Annotated in this window: 13 protein-coding genes; 9 read left to right on the top strand and 4 right to left on the bottom strand. The window is 72.0% G+C overall.

Going from position 1 to position 15,573, the window contains the following annotated elements; all coding sequences use genetic code 11:
- Positions 1-87 precede the first annotated feature (87 nt).
- Positions 88-1,611, top strand: coding sequence for an alpha/beta hydrolase (locus tag ACWGR4_RS26595; RefSeq protein ID WP_452133985.1), 1,524 nt, complete (start codon positions 88-90; stop codon positions 1,609-1,611).
- Positions 1,612-1,713: 102 nt separating this feature from the next.
- Here the strand turns inward: ACWGR4_RS26595 and ACWGR4_RS26590 are convergent, their stop codons facing one another.
- The 4 genes from ACWGR4_RS26590 to ACWGR4_RS26575 form a co-directional block, all read right to left on the bottom strand.
- Complete coding sequence (locus ACWGR4_RS26590; RefSeq protein WP_380000265.1) at positions 1,714-2,490, bottom strand: tryptophan 2,3-dioxygenase family protein; 777 nt, start codon at positions 2,488-2,490, stop codon at positions 1,714-1,716.
- Positions 2,487-3,740, bottom strand: a complete 1,254-nt coding sequence (locus ACWGR4_RS26585; protein WP_452130489.1) for a pyridoxal phosphate-dependent aminotransferase — start codon at positions 3,738-3,740, stop codon at positions 2,487-2,489. The genes ACWGR4_RS26590 and ACWGR4_RS26585 overlap by 4 nt, the downstream gene beginning before the upstream one ends.
- Positions 3,741-3,897: 157 nt before the next feature.
- Entirely contained in the window at positions 3,898-4,779 is an 882-nt protein-coding gene (locus ACWGR4_RS26580; RefSeq protein ID WP_452130490.1) for a class I SAM-dependent methyltransferase, read from the bottom strand.
- A gap of 142 nt (positions 4,780-4,921) precedes the next feature.
- Entirely contained in the window at positions 4,922-5,797 is an 876-nt protein-coding gene (locus tag ACWGR4_RS26575) for an SDR family NAD(P)-dependent oxidoreductase (protein WP_452130491.1), read from the bottom strand.
- A 174-nt stretch (positions 5,798-5,971) separates the two neighbouring features.
- Between ACWGR4_RS26575 and ACWGR4_RS26570 the strand changes: the two genes are divergently transcribed.
- Genes ACWGR4_RS26570 through ACWGR4_RS26535 form a run of 8 tightly spaced genes read left to right on the top strand, consistent with a single transcriptional unit; the run spans position 5,972 to position 15,573 of the window.
- Complete coding sequence (locus ACWGR4_RS26570; protein ID WP_452130492.1) at positions 5,972-7,795, top strand: amino acid adenylation domain-containing protein; 1,824 nt, start codon at positions 5,972-5,974, stop codon at positions 7,793-7,795.
- Complete coding sequence (locus ACWGR4_RS26565; protein WP_380000255.1) at positions 7,795-9,048, top strand: cytochrome P450; 1,254 nt, start codon at positions 7,795-7,797, stop codon at positions 9,046-9,048. Before ACWGR4_RS26570 ends, ACWGR4_RS26565 begins: the two co-directional genes overlap by 1 nt.
- Positions 9,045-10,145 carry a cysteine synthase family protein gene (locus tag ACWGR4_RS26560; protein WP_452130493.1) on the top strand — a complete coding sequence of 367 codons (1,101 nt, stop codon included), beginning with the start codon at positions 9,045-9,047 and terminating at the stop codon, positions 10,143-10,145. The genes ACWGR4_RS26565 and ACWGR4_RS26560 overlap by 4 nt, the downstream gene beginning before the upstream one ends.
- Positions 10,142-11,371, top strand: coding sequence for an ATP-grasp domain-containing protein (locus ACWGR4_RS26555; protein ID WP_452130494.1), 1,230 nt, complete (start codon positions 10,142-10,144; stop codon positions 11,369-11,371). Before ACWGR4_RS26560 ends, ACWGR4_RS26555 begins: the two co-directional genes overlap by 4 nt.
- Positions 11,368-12,933, top strand: coding sequence for a lyase family protein (locus tag ACWGR4_RS26550; protein ID WP_452130495.1), 1,566 nt, complete (start codon positions 11,368-11,370; stop codon positions 12,931-12,933). Before ACWGR4_RS26555 ends, ACWGR4_RS26550 begins: the two co-directional genes overlap by 4 nt.
- Complete coding sequence (locus ACWGR4_RS26545) at positions 12,933-13,727, top strand: thioesterase II family protein (protein WP_452130496.1); 795 nt, start codon at positions 12,933-12,935, stop codon at positions 13,725-13,727. Before ACWGR4_RS26550 ends, ACWGR4_RS26545 begins: the two co-directional genes overlap by 1 nt.
- Positions 13,703-14,704: an ATP-binding cassette domain-containing protein gene (locus tag ACWGR4_RS26540; RefSeq protein WP_452130497.1), complete on the top strand. Its 1,002-nt coding sequence runs from the start codon at positions 13,703-13,705 to the stop codon at positions 14,702-14,704. Before ACWGR4_RS26545 ends, ACWGR4_RS26540 begins: the two co-directional genes overlap by 25 nt.
- Positions 14,701-15,573, top strand: a complete 873-nt coding sequence (locus ACWGR4_RS26535) for an ABC transporter permease (protein ID WP_452130498.1) — start codon at positions 14,701-14,703, stop codon at positions 15,571-15,573. The genes ACWGR4_RS26540 and ACWGR4_RS26535 overlap by 4 nt, the downstream gene beginning before the upstream one ends.

The raw sequence follows: 15,573 nt of genomic DNA, 5'->3' as shown, positions 1-15,573 counted from the left end.
ACCGCCCGTGTTCGAGCATGTGGTGGTGTCCGTCGTACCGCGCGCCCGCCGGTCGGGCGAGGCGTGCCCGATCGCGAGGAGACCACCGTGCAGTCGCAGCCGCGACCACCCACCACGTCCCGCCGCCGCTCGTGGCTCGTGTCCACGGCCACCGTGCTGGCCGCCGTGGCGACGACCCTGGCCGTACCGTCCTCGGCCGTCGCGACCCCCGGGCCCGCCGTGCCGAAGCCGACCTGGACCGGCTGCGGCGACGGCTTCGAATGTGCGACCGTCGGCGTCCCGATGCGACCGGGCGCGGCCGACGGCAAGACCGTCGACCTGGCCCTGATCCGCATCCCCGCCCGGGACCGGGCACACCGCATCGGCACACTCTTCGTCAACGGCGGGCTCCAGGGCGGCAACGGCGTGGCCCTGCTGCGCACCCGCACGGCCCCCTTCGCCGCCCTCGCGGACCGCTACGACGTCGTCGGCTTCGACCAGCGCGGCCAGTCGAACAGCGTGCCCGGCGCGCACTGCATGAGCTACGAGCAGGAACGCGAGATCGAGGAACCGCTCCCGGCCTACCCCACGCTCGCCGACCGCCCGGCCAAACTCGCCGAGGCCAAGGCGCTGACCGCCGCATGCGCCCGCAACACCGATCCGACGCTGCTGCGCACGATGAGCACCGCCGACTCGGCCGCCGACCTGGACCTGCTGCGTCGGGCCGTGGGCGACGACCGGCTCCACTACCTGGGCCAGTCCTACGGCACGGTGCTCGGGCAGATCTACGCCGCGCGCTACCCGCACCGGGTCGGTGCGATGGTCCTGGACGCGGCGATCGACGCGCGCGACCACGTCTTTGAGCCGCTGCGCTTCGACCGGGAACAACTCGCCGCCGGCGAGTTCGCGCTCGGCCGCTTCCTGAACTGGTGCAAGGGCAATCCCGCGCTGTGTCCATTCGGGGCCGGGGACCCGGTGAGGGCGTTCGACGCGCTGGTGGACAAGCTGGAACGCAACCGGATCGCCCACCCGGGCCGGCACGACATCCTCACCGGCGGCCTGCTGCTCACCCAGGTCATCGGCGGACTGACCGCCTCCGAAGGTTGGCCGCGCTTCGCGGCGTACCTGGCGGCGACGGCCGCCCAGGACGTGCCCACCACCGAACCACCCACCGGCCCGGACGACGTGACGGCCCAACAGCTCGCGAACTCCTGCCTCGACCGGAACGTGCCCACCGATCTGCGCGTGCACGACCGGCACTTCACCGCGTCGGCAGCGGCGTCGGCGCACTTCGGGCGGCTGTACGGCTACGGCGAACTCAAGTGCGCGCAGTGGCCGGTCCGGCCCGCGCACCGCTTCGAGGGCCCCTGGCGTTACACCGGACACGACCGCGCACTGGTGATCGGCGTCGACGGCGACCCGCTGGCCCCGCTCGCCTGGGCCCGCGATGTGACCGAAACGATGGGCCGCGCACGCCTGTTGAGCGTCAACGGCGATGGGCACACCGCGTACGGACGAGGCAGCGCGTGCGTCGACGACGCGGTCCGGACCTACCTCACGTCCGGCCGGCTGCCGGATCGGGCCGCGAACTGCACGCTGCCGGCGCCGAGTGCGCCGACCGCCAAGGGTTGACCCCACCGCCGCGAGCCGACCCGCGAAAGACCGCCGGTACCGAGCCATTCGGCTCGGTACCGGCGGCGTGTGTGTCGACGCGGGACCGACGAGCTGTCGGTCCTACCGCCCACCCCCGCCGACCCCGACCACTCCCGACCCGTGCAACGCCGAGCGCGCCTCCCACAGTTCGGGAAACGGCACCGCCAGCCGCCGGGCCAGGAAGTCCGCGCCCGTGGTGCGACCGGTACCCGGCCGGGCGCCGATCTGTCGCACCACCACCTCGACATGCGCCAACTGGCAACGGCGCACCGCCTGGGACAGGTCCACCAGACCCTCGGCCAGCAGATACGGCAAGCCGGACTGCGGCGCCCGCCGATACACCTCGGCCACGGTCAGATCCCGCTCGGCCAGAGCGCCCAGAAACTCGCGAAACAGCGCGCTCTCCGCGCCGTACAGCCCCAACGCCCGGTAGAGCGCGTGGAACTGCGCCGACTGGGCCCCGCTGGCCCGCCCGAGCGCGCCGCGAAAGCGGGCGAAGGAGGACACGGTCAGCCGCTCCAGCACGGTGAAGTGCTCGGCGATCATGGCCAGCACGTGTGTGGTGCGCCGGACCTGCTCCAGACACAGGTGCAGATCGCGCGGCCGGGAGCCGATCGCGTCGGCCGCCAACTCCAGGTCGAGGAGTGCCTGTTTGAGCCACAACTCGCAACTCTGGTGCGCGACGATGAAGAAGTGCTCGGCGGCGTGCGTACACCGGTCGCTCTCCGCCGTGGTCGGGGCCTGTGCGCCCAGGATCGTCGACAGGCGCAGATACCCGTCGTAGGTGGGCCCGGCAGCGCCGTCGGCTGCGCTCGTGTTCGGGTGCGGGGCGGACGTACGGGCCGCGGAGCCGTTCACTCCCGACCGCCCGACGCCGTGGTGAGCAGCCGTTCGACGCCGGCCCGCAGCAGCTCGCCGTCGCCGCAGAAGGCGATCCGCAACAACCCGTGTGAGCGCGGCGACTGCCCCAGGCCGGTCACCCGGCAGTGCGCGTCGATGATCGGGCGCAGCGCGAAACCCCGGCCCGGCGCCACCGCCGTACCATGCTCGGCGAGCAACTCGGCCGCGAACACATCCGCGTCCAGGCCCACCGAGGCCAGGTCCAACAGCGCGTACCAACCGCCCGGCGGGACCCGGCCCAGCAGGCCCGCCGCCACCAGGTCCGGCAGCGCCCGATCCCGATTCGCCCGCACCGTCTCGCGGTTGCGCGCCGCCGCGCCGGGGGCGCCGAGCGCGGCGAGTCCCGCGTACTGCACGGGAGTCGGCGGGGCCACGATGCTCGCTTCCTGCACCACCCGCAGCGCGCTCGCCGCGCGCTCGTTCGGCACGGCGATGTAGCCGAGCCGGTAGCCCGTCATCGCGTAGCTCTTGGAGAAGCTGAACGCCGAGTGCACCAGGCGCTCCCGCTCCGGCACGTCCCGCTCCAGCGCGGCCATGGACACGTGCGTGCCCTCGAACACGAAGTGCTCGTACGCCTCGTCGCTGATGATCCGCCAGCGCCGCCGCCGGGCGAGGTCCAACACCGCCCGCAGGAAAGGCTCGTCGAGCACCACACCGGCGGGGTTGGAGGGCGTGTTCAGCAGGATCAGCCGAGTGTCCGCGCCGCCCGCGTCGGCCAGCGAGTCCACGTCGGGCCTAAAGTCCCGGTCCAGCGGGTAGAACCTCGGCCGCAACCCGGCCAGCAGGGCCTGTTGGAGATGGATCGGCCAGTGGATCTCCGGCAACAGGATCTCGTCGCCGGGATCGGCCATCGACTGCATCAACGCCGCGAGCCCCTGACACGACCCGGGGGAGACGAACACCCGGTCCGGAGCGGTGTGATGGCCGTTCTCGGTGGCCAACTTGGCGGCCAGCGCCTCGCGCAGCTCGATCATGCCCTCGGCCGAGGTGTACGCGGCGCGCCCGTCGCGCGCCGCCGCGCCCAGCGCCTCGACCGCCGCGGCCGGGGGCGCGAACGCCGGCTCGCCCACGTGCAATCGGATCGCGGCGCGGCGGTGCGTGCGCTCCCACACCTCTGCCGAGCGGAACACGTCGTGCAGACACGACGGCGGGATGGACGCCGCGCGGGAGACGGCCAAGGGTGCCGCGCTCGTCTCGAAGGTCGACATGAGGACTCTCTTTCCGCTGGTACGCGTGGGTGCGACGGGTGCCGGACGGCTTCGCGAGGCGCGCCACCCGGCGGTGGCGGCGCCGCAGGTCGTCGAGAGCCGCCACCGACACGGCCCGAGGGTTCCGGGCCGGGGCGGGGGCGGATCCGAAGGCGCGTCAGCGCCGCGGTCGGGGCGCGAACTCGTAGAGGTAGAAGCTCTGCAGGTCCGGCGGCCGGTTGCCGATGACGTTGGTCGACAGCGGCCGGAACCCGTTGAGTTCCAGGTCGCGGCGCACGATCAGCGGGGAGAGCTTGTGCTCCTCGTCGAACGATGTGGTCAGGTCGTCGCGGGTGATCTGCAACTCGGCCAGCACCACGGTCCAGTTGTCCTTGGCCATCGCGTAGTCGACGACGAACTTGTACCAGTGCCACAGCGCGCGCCGGCGTTTGGCCTCCAGGTCGCGCGACCACTGTGGGACGACGCCGTCGGCCCGGTACGCGGCCACCTCGCGGTGCGAGGTCAGCACCAGGCCGTCGGCCAGGTGGATCACCTCGGCGGTGGTCACCCGGGCCGCGTCGTTGTCGTCGCAGTACTCCGGGCAGAACTCGTCGCCGATGATCAGCACACCGTCGTCGACGAGCAGCGTGCGCACATGGTCGAGATAGGTGTTCGGCAGGTGGTGGTGCGAGCCCCAGGAGATGACCACGTCCAGCGGCTTCTTCCACTCCTGGAACGGCCGGTCGAAGACCTCGCCGCCGGCGAAGTCGGCGAGCCGCGAGCGGGCCTGGGCGATCAACCGGGGCTCGACCTCGTTGGCGATCACCCGGTGTCCCGGAAGGCTGTGCGCCAACATCGCCGAGACCACGCCGGACCCGGAGCCGACGTCCATCACCGTCAGCGGGCGGCCCAGGGTCTGCGCCCGGCGGCGGACCAGGTCCACGATCAACCGGTCGCCGTCGGTGATGTCGGGGTGGCCGTGGCGCATCGTGTCGCCGATGTCGATGTCGGCGAACTCGGGTCGTCCGTATACGGTCGTGGCGTCTTCGGTGGTGGTCACGGTCTCTCCTCCTGCGATGTCGATGAGGTGTGGTCCGTGGTGGCCCTGGTGGCCCTGGCCCGTGCCGGGCCGCGGTCCGGTGCGGGTCGGGCGCGCGGCGCCCCGGGGTCCGGCGACCGGGGGACGCCGTGCGAAGCCCGCCCTACGCGGTGCGTCCGCCGTCGACCGGTAGCAGTACGCCGGTGATCCACCCGGACCGCTCGGCGTCCAGCAGCGCGCACACCCAGTGGGCGACCTCGTCGGGCGTCCCGAAACGGCCCATCGGGGTGCCGGCGAGCAGGCCCGCCCGCAACGCTGCCGTCGCCGGCCCGTCCAGGCCGAGGTCGTCGTACATCGGGGTCTCCACCGGCCCGGGCAGGACCGCGTTCACCCGTACGTCCGGCGCCAACTCGTGGGCCAGCGAACGGGTCAGGCTGTTCAGCGCGGCCTTGCTCGCGCCGTAGAGGGAGCGTCCCGGCATGGCCAGGACCCCGCCCACGGACGAGACGTTGACCACGCTGCCCCGGTCCGCGCGCAGCGCCGGCAGACAGGCCCGGATCAGCGCGACCGGGCCGCGTACGTGGGTGTCGAGCATGGCGTCCAGATCCGCGCTCGCGGCATCCTCCAACGGCGCGAAGCGGGCCACGCCGGCGTTGTTGACCAGACCGTCGATCCGGCCCAGCCGTTCGATCGCGGCGCCGACCAGTCGATCCGCGCCGGGCTCGGTGCGTACGTCCCACGGCAGTACGGCGGTTCGCGTGCGCTCGCCGGCGGTGCGCCGGATCAGCGCGGCGGTCTCCTCCAGCGCCCCGACCCGCCGGCCCACCAGGGCAACCGAGGCCCCGGCGCATGCGGCCCGCACCGCGACCGCCGCACCGATCCCGGATCCGGCGCCCGTGACGAGAACGACCTTGCCGGTCAGCGCCATCGAGAGGTCCCACGGGGCCGAATCCACAGTGCCCGTCCACGGTGTCGTAGGTGTCGTCGGTGTCTTGTCCACCGTGGCGTCATGTTCGTCGGTGAAATGCCGCGCCGTCATGATTCTTTCCCGGATGTTTCCCGTCGCGCCGCGCCTTCTCGGCGCCGTCCCGACTACCTTCCGAATTCCTTCGCGGACGTTGACCACGAGGCGCGTCCGAACAATTGTCGAAAAGCCATTCCTTTGGCGGTTCGGCGACGCGGAGCGGAGCGGAAGGCGATGACAACGACGAATATGACGGCGTCCGAAGCGCATCCGACGGAGCGCGACGCGGTGGTATTGCACGAACTGGTCGAGTATCAGGCACTGCGCGATCCGGACGCGATCGCGGTCGTCTCGATCGAGGGGGACACCCTCACCTACGGCGAACTCCACGCCCGGGCACGCGGGTTGACGAGTCGCCTGCGCGCCGCCGGGGTGGGCCACGAGGATCGGGTCGCGGTGACCGTGCCGCGCTCCCCGACGGCGATCGTGGCCCTCCTGGGCGTGTTGGCCGCGGGCGCCGCGTACGTGCCGATCGACCCCGACTTCCCCCTGGAGCGGCAACGCTTCATGGTGCGCGACAGTGCCGTTTCGGCCGTGGTCGCCGAACGCAACGCCGGCGTCCCGGACTTCGTGGACGACGGCGTGCCGGTGCTGTACGCCGACGCCGAGGCGGTCGACGGCGACGCGGCCGCGAACGATCCGCTCGCGGAACTCGCGGCCGGTCGGGTGCGACCCGACCAGGCGGCCTACGTGATCTACACGTCCGGATCCACCGGCGTACCCAAGGGTGTCGTGGTCGAACACGCCGCCGTGGTCGCGCTCGTCCTGGACGAGGAACGCATCGCGGTGCGTCCCGGCCAGTCGGTGGCCCAGTACGCGCCGATGGCGTTCGACGCCTCGACATTCGAGATCTGGGCCGCGCTGTGCCGCGGCGGCCGGGTGGAGATCCTGCGCGGCGGGCCCGTCGCGGTCGAGGACCTGTCGGCCGAACTGGCCAAGCGGCGGCCCGACTGGCTGTTCCTGACCACGGGCCTGTTCCACGTCCTGGCCGACCACGCGCCGCACGCACTGGAGCCGGTTGGCACGCTGATCACCGGCGGCGACGTGCTGTCCCCGCAGCACATACGAACGGCCGCTGCCGTGGCGGGACTTCGGGTCCTGGCGGCCTATGGGCCCACGGAGACCACGACGTTCGCGTCGCTGCACGCCGCCGATCCGGACGCGCAGTGGGATCGGGTGCCGATCGGCACGCCGCTGAGCGGACGCACGATGTACGTACTCGACGAGGACCTGCGCGAGGTCGAGCCCGGCGAGGTCGGCGAGTTGTACGTCGGCGGCGTCGGCGTCGCCCGAGGCTACCTGCGGCGCGCGGCCCTGACCGCGGAGCGGTTCCTGCCCGACCCCTTCCGGGGCGGCCGGGCGAGCCGGATGTATCGCACCGGCGACCTCGCGCGGCGCCGCGAGGACGGCGCGTTCGAGTTCCGCGGTCGTACCGACCGGCAGGTCAAGATCCGCGGCTTCCGGATCGAACCAGGGGAGATCGAGGCCGTGCTCAACGGCCGCCCCGAGGTGGCCGAGGCCGTGGTCGCCGTGTTCGGCACCGAGGCGGACGGAAAGCGCCTGGTCGGCTACGCGGTACCGGCCGGCGACGCCCGGGTCACCGCCTCCACGATGCGCGCGTGGCTGGGCGAGCGCCTGCCCGCGCACATGGTCCCCGGCACCTGCCTGGTCCTGGAGGAGATGCCGCACGACCCCAACGGCAAACCGGACCGGTCCGCGCTCGCGGCACCGTGGACCGCGCGCGAGCGACTGGGCGACCTGCCCGAATACCGGGCGCCGCACAGCGAGGCCGAATCGCTGATGGCCGACGTCTGGGCGGAGGTGCTCGGCCTGGACCGGGTCGGCGTCGACGACAACTTCTACGAACTCGGCGGCGACTCGCTGCTCAGCGTGGACACCATCGAACGCCTGCGCAGGCTCGGCATCGACTGCTCGGCCGGAGCGTTCTTCCGGCACCAGACCATCGCCGAACTGGCCGCGGCCACCGGCGGCGACCGCGACGGCGCCCGCTGATGGAGATCACCGCGCCCCCTCCCGGCCTGCGCGTCCCCTACGCCGACATCGACTTCACCGACCCCGCCGTCTACGAGGAGTGCCAACACGCCAGATGGCGCACGATGCGCGAGGACACGGCGGTGACCAGACACACCGCGCCCGCCGTCGGCGACGTCTTCCGGGGCTTCGCACGGCACGCCGAATGCGACCGCATCGTCAAGGACCACCGCGTCTTCGGATCCGAGGACGGCACCATCCTGGCCTCGGTCGGCGTCGGGGACAGCGCCGGCGGGCGCACCATCACGCTGATGGACCCGCCCCTGCACAGTGACATCCGCCGACCCACGATGCGCACCATCGGTCACGCGGTCGTCCGCAAACACGCCGCCGGAATCCGCGAGCGGGTCCGCACCCTGGCCCGACCCCTGCTCGACGGCGGCGAACACGACTTCGCGAAGCTGATGCGGCTGCTGCCGATGGTGGTCATCGGAGAACTCATGGGCATCCCGGACACGTACTGGGAGACCATCGCCCACTACACCACCGCCAGCATCGCGCCCGACGACCCCGAATACGCCAGCGGCGAGACCACCCACGAGACACTGCGCCGCGCCCACCACGAACTCTTCGCGTGCTTCACCGAGATCATCGAAAGCAAGCGCGCCCACCCGGGTGAGGACCTGATCAGCGCGCTGACCACGCTGGAGACCGAGGGCGCGCCGATGGACGACCTGCGCGTCGCGCTGAACTGCTACAGCTTCCTGCTCGGCGCCAACTCCACCACGCCGCACGTGGCTTCACACACCCTGCTCGCCCTCGCCGAGCGTCCGCACCTGTGGGACGGCGCACTGGCCGACGAGCACAGCACGGCCCTGCTGGTGGAGGAGGGCGCGCGCTGGACGACGCCGACCAATCACCTGGTGCGCCGGGTCCGCGAGGACACCGAGGTGGCCGGGACCACGCTGCGCCGAGGCGAGTGGGTGTGCGCCTGGGTGGCCTCGGCGAACCGCGACGAGAGTGTGTTCGCCGACCCCTACACCTTCGACCCGAGCCGATCGCCCAACCCGCACCTTGCGTTCGGCGGCGGCCCGCACTACTGCATCGGCGCGCCGTCGAGCCGGATGGCCCTGGGGATGCTCTTCGACGAACTGGGCACCGCCCTCGAAGGCGCCGAACCCACCGGAAAGGTCACCCACCTGCGTTCCAACTGGATCAACGGGATCACGTCCATGCCGATGCGTTTCCACCGTCGCGGACGGAACAGCCGGTGAACGGGCGGGCGTTGAACCGGCAGGCGTTGAACGGGACGGCGCCGGTCGCGCGAAGCGTCGGGATCGGCGACGCGGTCGCCGCCACCGAGATGCCCCGACTGGTCCGGCTCGAACACAACCTCTACGCGGCCTGCTTCACCGTGATGAAGCTGCTCCCGGCCCGGCACATCCTGGACACCGCCATCGCACGCGGCGAACTGCGGCCGGGCATGACCGTCGTGGAGACCAGCTCCGGCACCTTCGGACTGGGCCTGGCCATGGTGACCGCGCTGCGCGGCTACCCGCTGGTCCTGGTCAGCGACCCCGTCCTGGACGCGCCGCTGCGGGCCAGGCTCGAAGACCTGGGCGCCCGGGTCGAGATCGTCCCCGAGCCGGCGCCGGTCGGCGGACACCAACGCGCCCGCCTCGACCGACTCGACGAGATCCGCAAGGAGTACACGCCGGCCTTCGTGCCTTCGCAATACGACAACCCGCTCAACCCCGACGCCTACACGGCGGTCGCCGACCTGGTCCACGAGCGGATCGGGCCCGTGGACACCCTGGTGGGCTGTGTCGGCTCCGGCGGCTCGATGTGCGGCACGGCGCACGGACTGCGCCGCCACCGCCCCGAAACCCGCGCGGTGGCCGTGGACACCCACCACAGCGTGCTCTTCGGGCTGCCCGACGGCCCCCGCACGCTGCGCGGGCTCGGCAACAGCCTGATGCCGGGCAACGTCGAGCACGACACCTTCGACGACGTGCATTGGCTGGGCGCCGCCGAGGCGTTCGGCGCGACCGGCCGACTGCACCGCGATCACGCGCTGTTCATGGGGCCCACCAGCGGCGCCGCCCACCTGGTCGCCCGCTGGGAGGCCCGCCGGCACCCGGACCGAACGGTGCTGGCGCTGTTCGCCGACGAGGGGCACCGCTACCAGTCCACCTCGGGCGACCCGCACTGGCTGCGCCGGCACGGGCTGCACCTGACCGTACTGCCCACCGAACCGCACACCGTCACCGACCCCGCCCGGGTGCGCGGCCACTGGGACCGCATGGTGTGGGGGCGCCGCGCCGCCCCGGATTCGGCCCGGCCCCCGTACGAAAGGGCGCCGGTGCGATGACCGCGACCCTGGTCCTGGTGGAGAGCAACACCACCGGTAACGGACGAGCCCTGGTGCGGGCCGCGCGCCGCGAGGGCCTGCGGCCGGTACTGCTGTGCGCGCGACCGGAGCGCTACGCCTACGTGCGCAAGGACGACGTCCCGGTCGTGGTCACCGACACCGGGTCGCTCGACGCGCTCGTGGCGGCGGTCCGAGCCCTGCCCGGCCCGGTGGCGGGCGTGGCCGGCACCTCGGACCACTACATCGAGACGGTCGCCGCACTGGCCGGCCGGCTCGGCCTGCCCGGGGCCGACCCGCAGGCAGTGGCGACCTGTCGCGACAAGGGTCGACAGCGCCGCACCCTGGCGGCGGCCGGGGTGGCCGTACCCGAGGGCGTCACCGTCACCGACGTCTCGCTCCTCGACGACGCGCGACGTCGGCTGGGCCCCGGACCGGTGCTGGTCAAGCCGGTGACCGGCAGCGGCAGCGTGGGCGTGCGCCTGTGTACGGACGCGGACGAACTGCGCCGGCACGCGGCGGCGCTGCTGGGCGCGCCCGTCAACGAACGCGGACTCGCCGTGCCCACCGGGGTGTTGCTCCAGGAGTACGTGGCCGGCCCGGAGTTCTCCGTCGAATCGGTCGGCGGCCGGGTGGTCGGCGTGGTGGCCAAACACCTGGGCGAACTGCCGTATTTCGTGGAGACCGGACACGACTTCCCGGCCGTCGCCGAGCCCGAACTGATCGCCGCGCTGCGCTCGCGCGCCACGGCGGCGGTCACGGCGCTGGGGCTCGCCGACCAACCGACGCATGTCGAACTGCGGGTGGGAGCGAGGGGACCGGTGGTGATCGAGGTCAACCCTCGGCTTGCGGGCGGGCATATTCCCGAACTCGTGCTCGCCGCCCATGGGGTGGACCTGATCGACGCGCTTTTGGCCACGGCGTTGGGCCGGTCGGTGGCGCCGCGTCCGGCGGACCGTGCGGGGGCGGCGGCCGTGCGCTTTCTGCTCGCGCCCGCGAGCGGCGTGTGGGCCGGCGTCGACGGGGTTTCGGAGGCGGCCGGGATGCCGGGTGTGCGGCGGGTCGACATCGATCGGGCGGCCGGATCGATCGTGCGGCACGGTGACTTCCGCGACCGGGTCGGCGCGGTGCTGACCACCGCGCCGGACCCGGAGACGGCGGCGACGCTGGCCGAACGGGCCCTGCGCAGGCTTACGGCGCGCACGATGGTGGGGGAGGCGGTGCGGTGAGCGCCGGTTTGCCACAGTCCATCGACGACCGGGTACACACGGGCGGCCGCGTCCCGATGCATCCGCGTGTGCGGGCGCTGACCCAACAGCCGGGAGTGGACGCGGCGTTCGCGGGGGCACTCCGGCTCACCACGCAGATCGACCGGGCACATGTGGTGATGCTCGCCGAACGCGGCATCCTGCCGATGGACGCCGCCGCCCGACTGCTCGCCGCCGTGGACGACCTGCGCGCCGAGGACTTCGCGTCACTGCGCGAGCGCCCGGCCCCGCGCGGCTGGTACCTGATGTACGAACTGTTCCTGACGGAGCGACTGGGCCCGGACGTCGGCGGTCAACTGCAACTCGGCCGTTCACGCAACGACCTCACCGCCACGCTCCAGCAACTCCGGCTGCGCGGTCCGTATCTGGACCTGCTGTGGCAGTCGCTGCGCCTGCTCGGCACACTGACCCGCACGGCACGGCAATACGCACGCGTGGTGATGCCCGCCTTCACCCACCACCAGCCCGCCGTGCCGATCACGTACGGCCACTACCTGAGCGGTGTCGCGGTGGCATTGGCGGCCGACATCGACGCGCTGGCCCGCGTCGCCGAGGACCTGGACCGCAGTCCGCTGGGCGCGGGCGGCGTGGGTGGCACCACGGTGCCGATCGACGCCGGCCGCACCGCCACACTGCTCGGCTTCGCCGGGGCACGGGCCAATTCCGTCGAGGCGGTCGCCTCACGCGACGCGGGGTTGCGGCTGCTGGCGGCCGGCGCCGTCCTGGGCGTGCTGCTCGCCCGGGTGGCCACCGACCTGTCGTCGTGGACCACGTCGGACAGCGCGCTGTTGACCGTCCCCGACGAACTGACCAGCGGCAGTTCGATGATGCCGCAAAAGCGCAACGTCTTCGTCCTGGAACACGTCGCCGGCAAGGCGGCGGCCCCGCTCGGCGCATTCGTCACGGCCGCGACCGCGATGCACAAGACCCCGTTCAGCAACTCCATCGCCGTGCACGCCGAGGGCATGCGCCCGGTCGAGGACGCGGTAGGTCAACTCGCCCAGGCGGCGGAGCTGTTGCGCCTGGTCATCGGCGCAGCCCGACCGGACGCCGAGCGCATGAGGGCCTGCGCGGAAGCCGGCTACACGGCGGCGACCGAGGCCGCCAATCGCCTCGCCCTCGACACGGATCTCGGCTTCCGGGCCGCGCACGCCGCCGTCGCCGGGGCGGTCCGTACCGCACTGGCCAACGACGACGAACCGCTGGCCGACGCATTGGCCCGACTGCCCGACGCGAACGGCCTTACCAGGCCGCCTGCTTCGCCCGACACGGTGGCCGAGAGCGCCGAATACGGCGGTGGCCCCGGCCCCAGGGCGCTCGACGACTGCCTGCGCACGACCCGACACCGCCTCGGCGACCAACTCGCCCTGCTGCGCGCGCTGCGCCACCGCTGGACCGGCTACGAACCCGCCCTGGACGCGGCGGTGGCGGAGGTACGGCGGGCAGGAGCGGCCCATGTCGACACCCGCGGCCGCCCGAATCACCCGACGCCCCACGACCTCTCGGACCGAAGGAGCACGTGATGACCGGCCAACGCCGTGGCCCGTGGGTGACATCGCCCCGTCCGCGCCCCGACGCCGACCTGCGGCTGTACTGCCTCCCCTACGCGGGCGCGGGTGCCTCCGCCTTCCGCGACTGGCCCGAAGCGCTCGATGTGCTCGGGTCGTTCGAGGTCGCGCCGATCCAATACCCGGGACGCGAGACCCGACTCCGCGAGCCCCCGCACATCGACATCGACGCGATGGCCGCCGCGGTCGCCGCGAGCATCGATCGCCCCTACGCCGTCTTCGGGCACAGCATCGGCGGCCGGCTCGCATTCGAACTGTGTCGCAGGCTGCGCGACCTCGACGCACCACCCCCGGTACGGCTGTTCGCGTCCGGATGCCCGGCCCCCCAGTACCCCCCGACCGCGATCCGCGACTCGGACCTGCCCGACGACGAGTTCATCGCCCGCATCGAAGGTATGGGCAGCCTCCCGGCCGAGGTCGTTGCCGACCCGGAACTACGCGAACTGGTCCTGCCCGTACTGCGCTCCGACTTCGCGATGGTCGACGACTACATCTACCTCGCGCAGCCCCCGTTGCCCCACCCCATCAGTGCGTTCGTGGGCGACGCCGACCCGGAGGCCACCGAGGCGACCGCGGCCGGCTGGCAGGAGCAAACCACCGCCGACTTCGCCCTGCACGTCCTCCCGGGCGACCACTTCTTCCTCCACAGCGCCCGCAGCACCCTCCTGACCACTCTGGTCCGTGAACTGTCCGCCCCGACCACCCTCGAAAGGATCGTGGAGTCATGCCGGACGACGCCATCGCCGTAGCGGCGCTGTGCAAGAGGTACGGCGACGTACACGCGCTGGACGGACTCGATCTGACCGTCGAACAGGGCACGATCCTGGGCCTGTTGGGTCCCAACGGAGCCGGCAAGACCACGGTCGTGCGAATCCTGGCCACGCTCCTGCGCCCCGACTCCGGATCCGTGCACGTATGCGGGGTGGACGCACTGCGCCACCCCGAACAGGTCAGGCCCCGCATCGGCCTCACCGGCCAGTACGCGGCGGTCGACGAAAAACTCACCGGCTACGAAAACCTGCGCATGCTCGGCCGCCTCGCCCGCCGCGGTCGCGCCGAATCCCGCACCCGCGCGCACGAACTCCTCGACCAATTCGACCTCGCCGACGCCGCCGAACGCCTGGTCCGCACCTACTCGGGCGGCATGCGCCGCCGGCTCGACCTCGCGGCCAGTCTGATCGCCCGTCCCGAAGTCATCTTCCTCGACGAACCCACCACCGGCCTCGACCCGAGAAGCAGGGAATCGATCTGGCAGGTGATCACCGACCTGTCCGCCGCCGGCACCACGGTCCTTCTGACGACCCAATACCTGGAGGAGGCCGACCACCTCGCGGACACGGTCGCGGTCGTCGAACACGGCACGGTGATCGCACAGGGCACCCCCGACCAACTCAAGGACCGGGTGGGCGGCGAACGCCTGGAGATCCACCTCGACAACCCCGCCACCCACGAACGCGCCGAACAGGCGATCCGCCCGGTCATCCGCGACAGCCCGTGCAACCACGACGGCAAGGGCCGGCTGACGGTGACGACCACCGGCGCGGCACTGCTGATGCCCGACCTCGTCCGCGAGTTGGACGCGGCCAAGGTGACCGTCCTGGACATGGCGGTCCGCCGCCCCACCCTCGACGACGCCTTCTTCGCCCTGACCGACCACCACAAGCTCCCGACTCCCGACGCCGAACACCTCACCGCGGTCACGACCAAGGGGACGGAGCAGCGATGAGCAGCATCTCGCGCGAAAAGTCCGCACCGATCGCGCGCCCCAACCCGGGCACGTCAACGACCCAGGCGGCCCCCGGCGCGGGTACATACGTCCCCAGGGGCGGCATCAAGTGGTGGCTCTCCGACGCCGGGGAAATGGCGCTTCGCAACCTCAAACACCTCCACCGCACCCCCGATCTGCTGATGTACGCGCTCATCCAGCCGGTGATGTTCATCCTGCTGTTCCGCTACGTCCTGGGCGGCGCGATCGAGGTCCCGGGCGGCGACTACGGTCAGTTCCTGCTTCCCGGCATCTTCGTGCAAATGGTGCTGTTCGGGTCGGTCGCGGGCACCGCCGTCGGACTCGCCGACGACATGAACAAGGGCATCATGGACCGCTTCCGCTCGATGCCGGTGAGCCGATCCGCGGTCCTGGCCGGCCGCACGTTCTCCGAACTGGCCCGCACCCTGGTGGCCGTGGTCGTGATGGTCGCCGTCGGTCTTGCGGTCGGCTTCCGCTTCGAAGGCGAACCCCTGCCCATGGCGAGCGCCTTCCTCCTCCTTTTCGCCTTCGGCTATGCCTTCTCGTGGTTGGCCGCCCTCATCGGCATGGCGGTATCCAGCCCGGAAGCCGCCCAAGCGGGCGGCACGGCCTGGCTGTTCCCGTTCACCTTCATCAGCTCGATCTTCGTCCCGGTTTCCACGATGCCGTCCTGGCTCCGCCCCTACGCCGACCACAGCCCGACAACGGTGGTGGTGGACACCATGCGCGCCTGGTTCAACGGTACCGACGCAGGCTCATCCCCCTGGCAGGCATTGGCCTGGACCCTCGCCATAACCGCCATCTGCGCCCCTCTGGCGATAGCCCGATACCACAACAAATCCACCTGA

It is taken from the genome of Embleya sp. NPDC055664, assembly GCF_053618075.1.
Note: the sequence above shows the minus strand (reverse complement) of the source record. Positions and strands in the feature narration are given on the sequence as shown.

Bases quoted from the DNA above. Each gene is read 5' to 3' on its own strand.
- ACWGR4_RS26570 (WP_452130492.1), top strand. From the start codon at position 5,972: ATGACGGCGTCCGAAGCGCATCCGACGGAGCGCGACGCGGTGGTATTG.
- ACWGR4_RS26585 (WP_452130489.1), bottom strand. From the start codon at position 3,740: ATGTCGACCTTCGAGACGAGCGCGGCACCCTTGGCCGTCTCCCGCGCG.
- ACWGR4_RS26545 (WP_452130496.1), top strand. From the start codon at position 12,933: ATGACCGGCCAACGCCGTGGCCCGTGGGTGACATCGCCCCGTCCGCGC.
- ACWGR4_RS26555 (WP_452130494.1), top strand. From the start codon at position 10,142: ATGACCGCGACCCTGGTCCTGGTGGAGAGCAACACCACCGGTAACGGA.
- ACWGR4_RS26535 (WP_452130498.1), top strand. From the start codon at position 14,701: ATGAGCAGCATCTCGCGCGAAAAGTCCGCACCGATCGCGCGCCCCAAC.
- ACWGR4_RS26575 (WP_452130491.1), bottom strand. From the start codon at position 5,797: ATGACGGCGCGGCATTTCACCGACGAACATGACGCCACGGTGGACAAG.
- ACWGR4_RS26540 (WP_452130497.1), top strand. From the start codon at position 13,703: ATGCCGGACGACGCCATCGCCGTAGCGGCGCTGTGCAAGAGGTACGGC.
- ACWGR4_RS26565 (WP_380000255.1), top strand. From the start codon at position 7,795: ATGGAGATCACCGCGCCCCCTCCCGGCCTGCGCGTCCCCTACGCCGAC.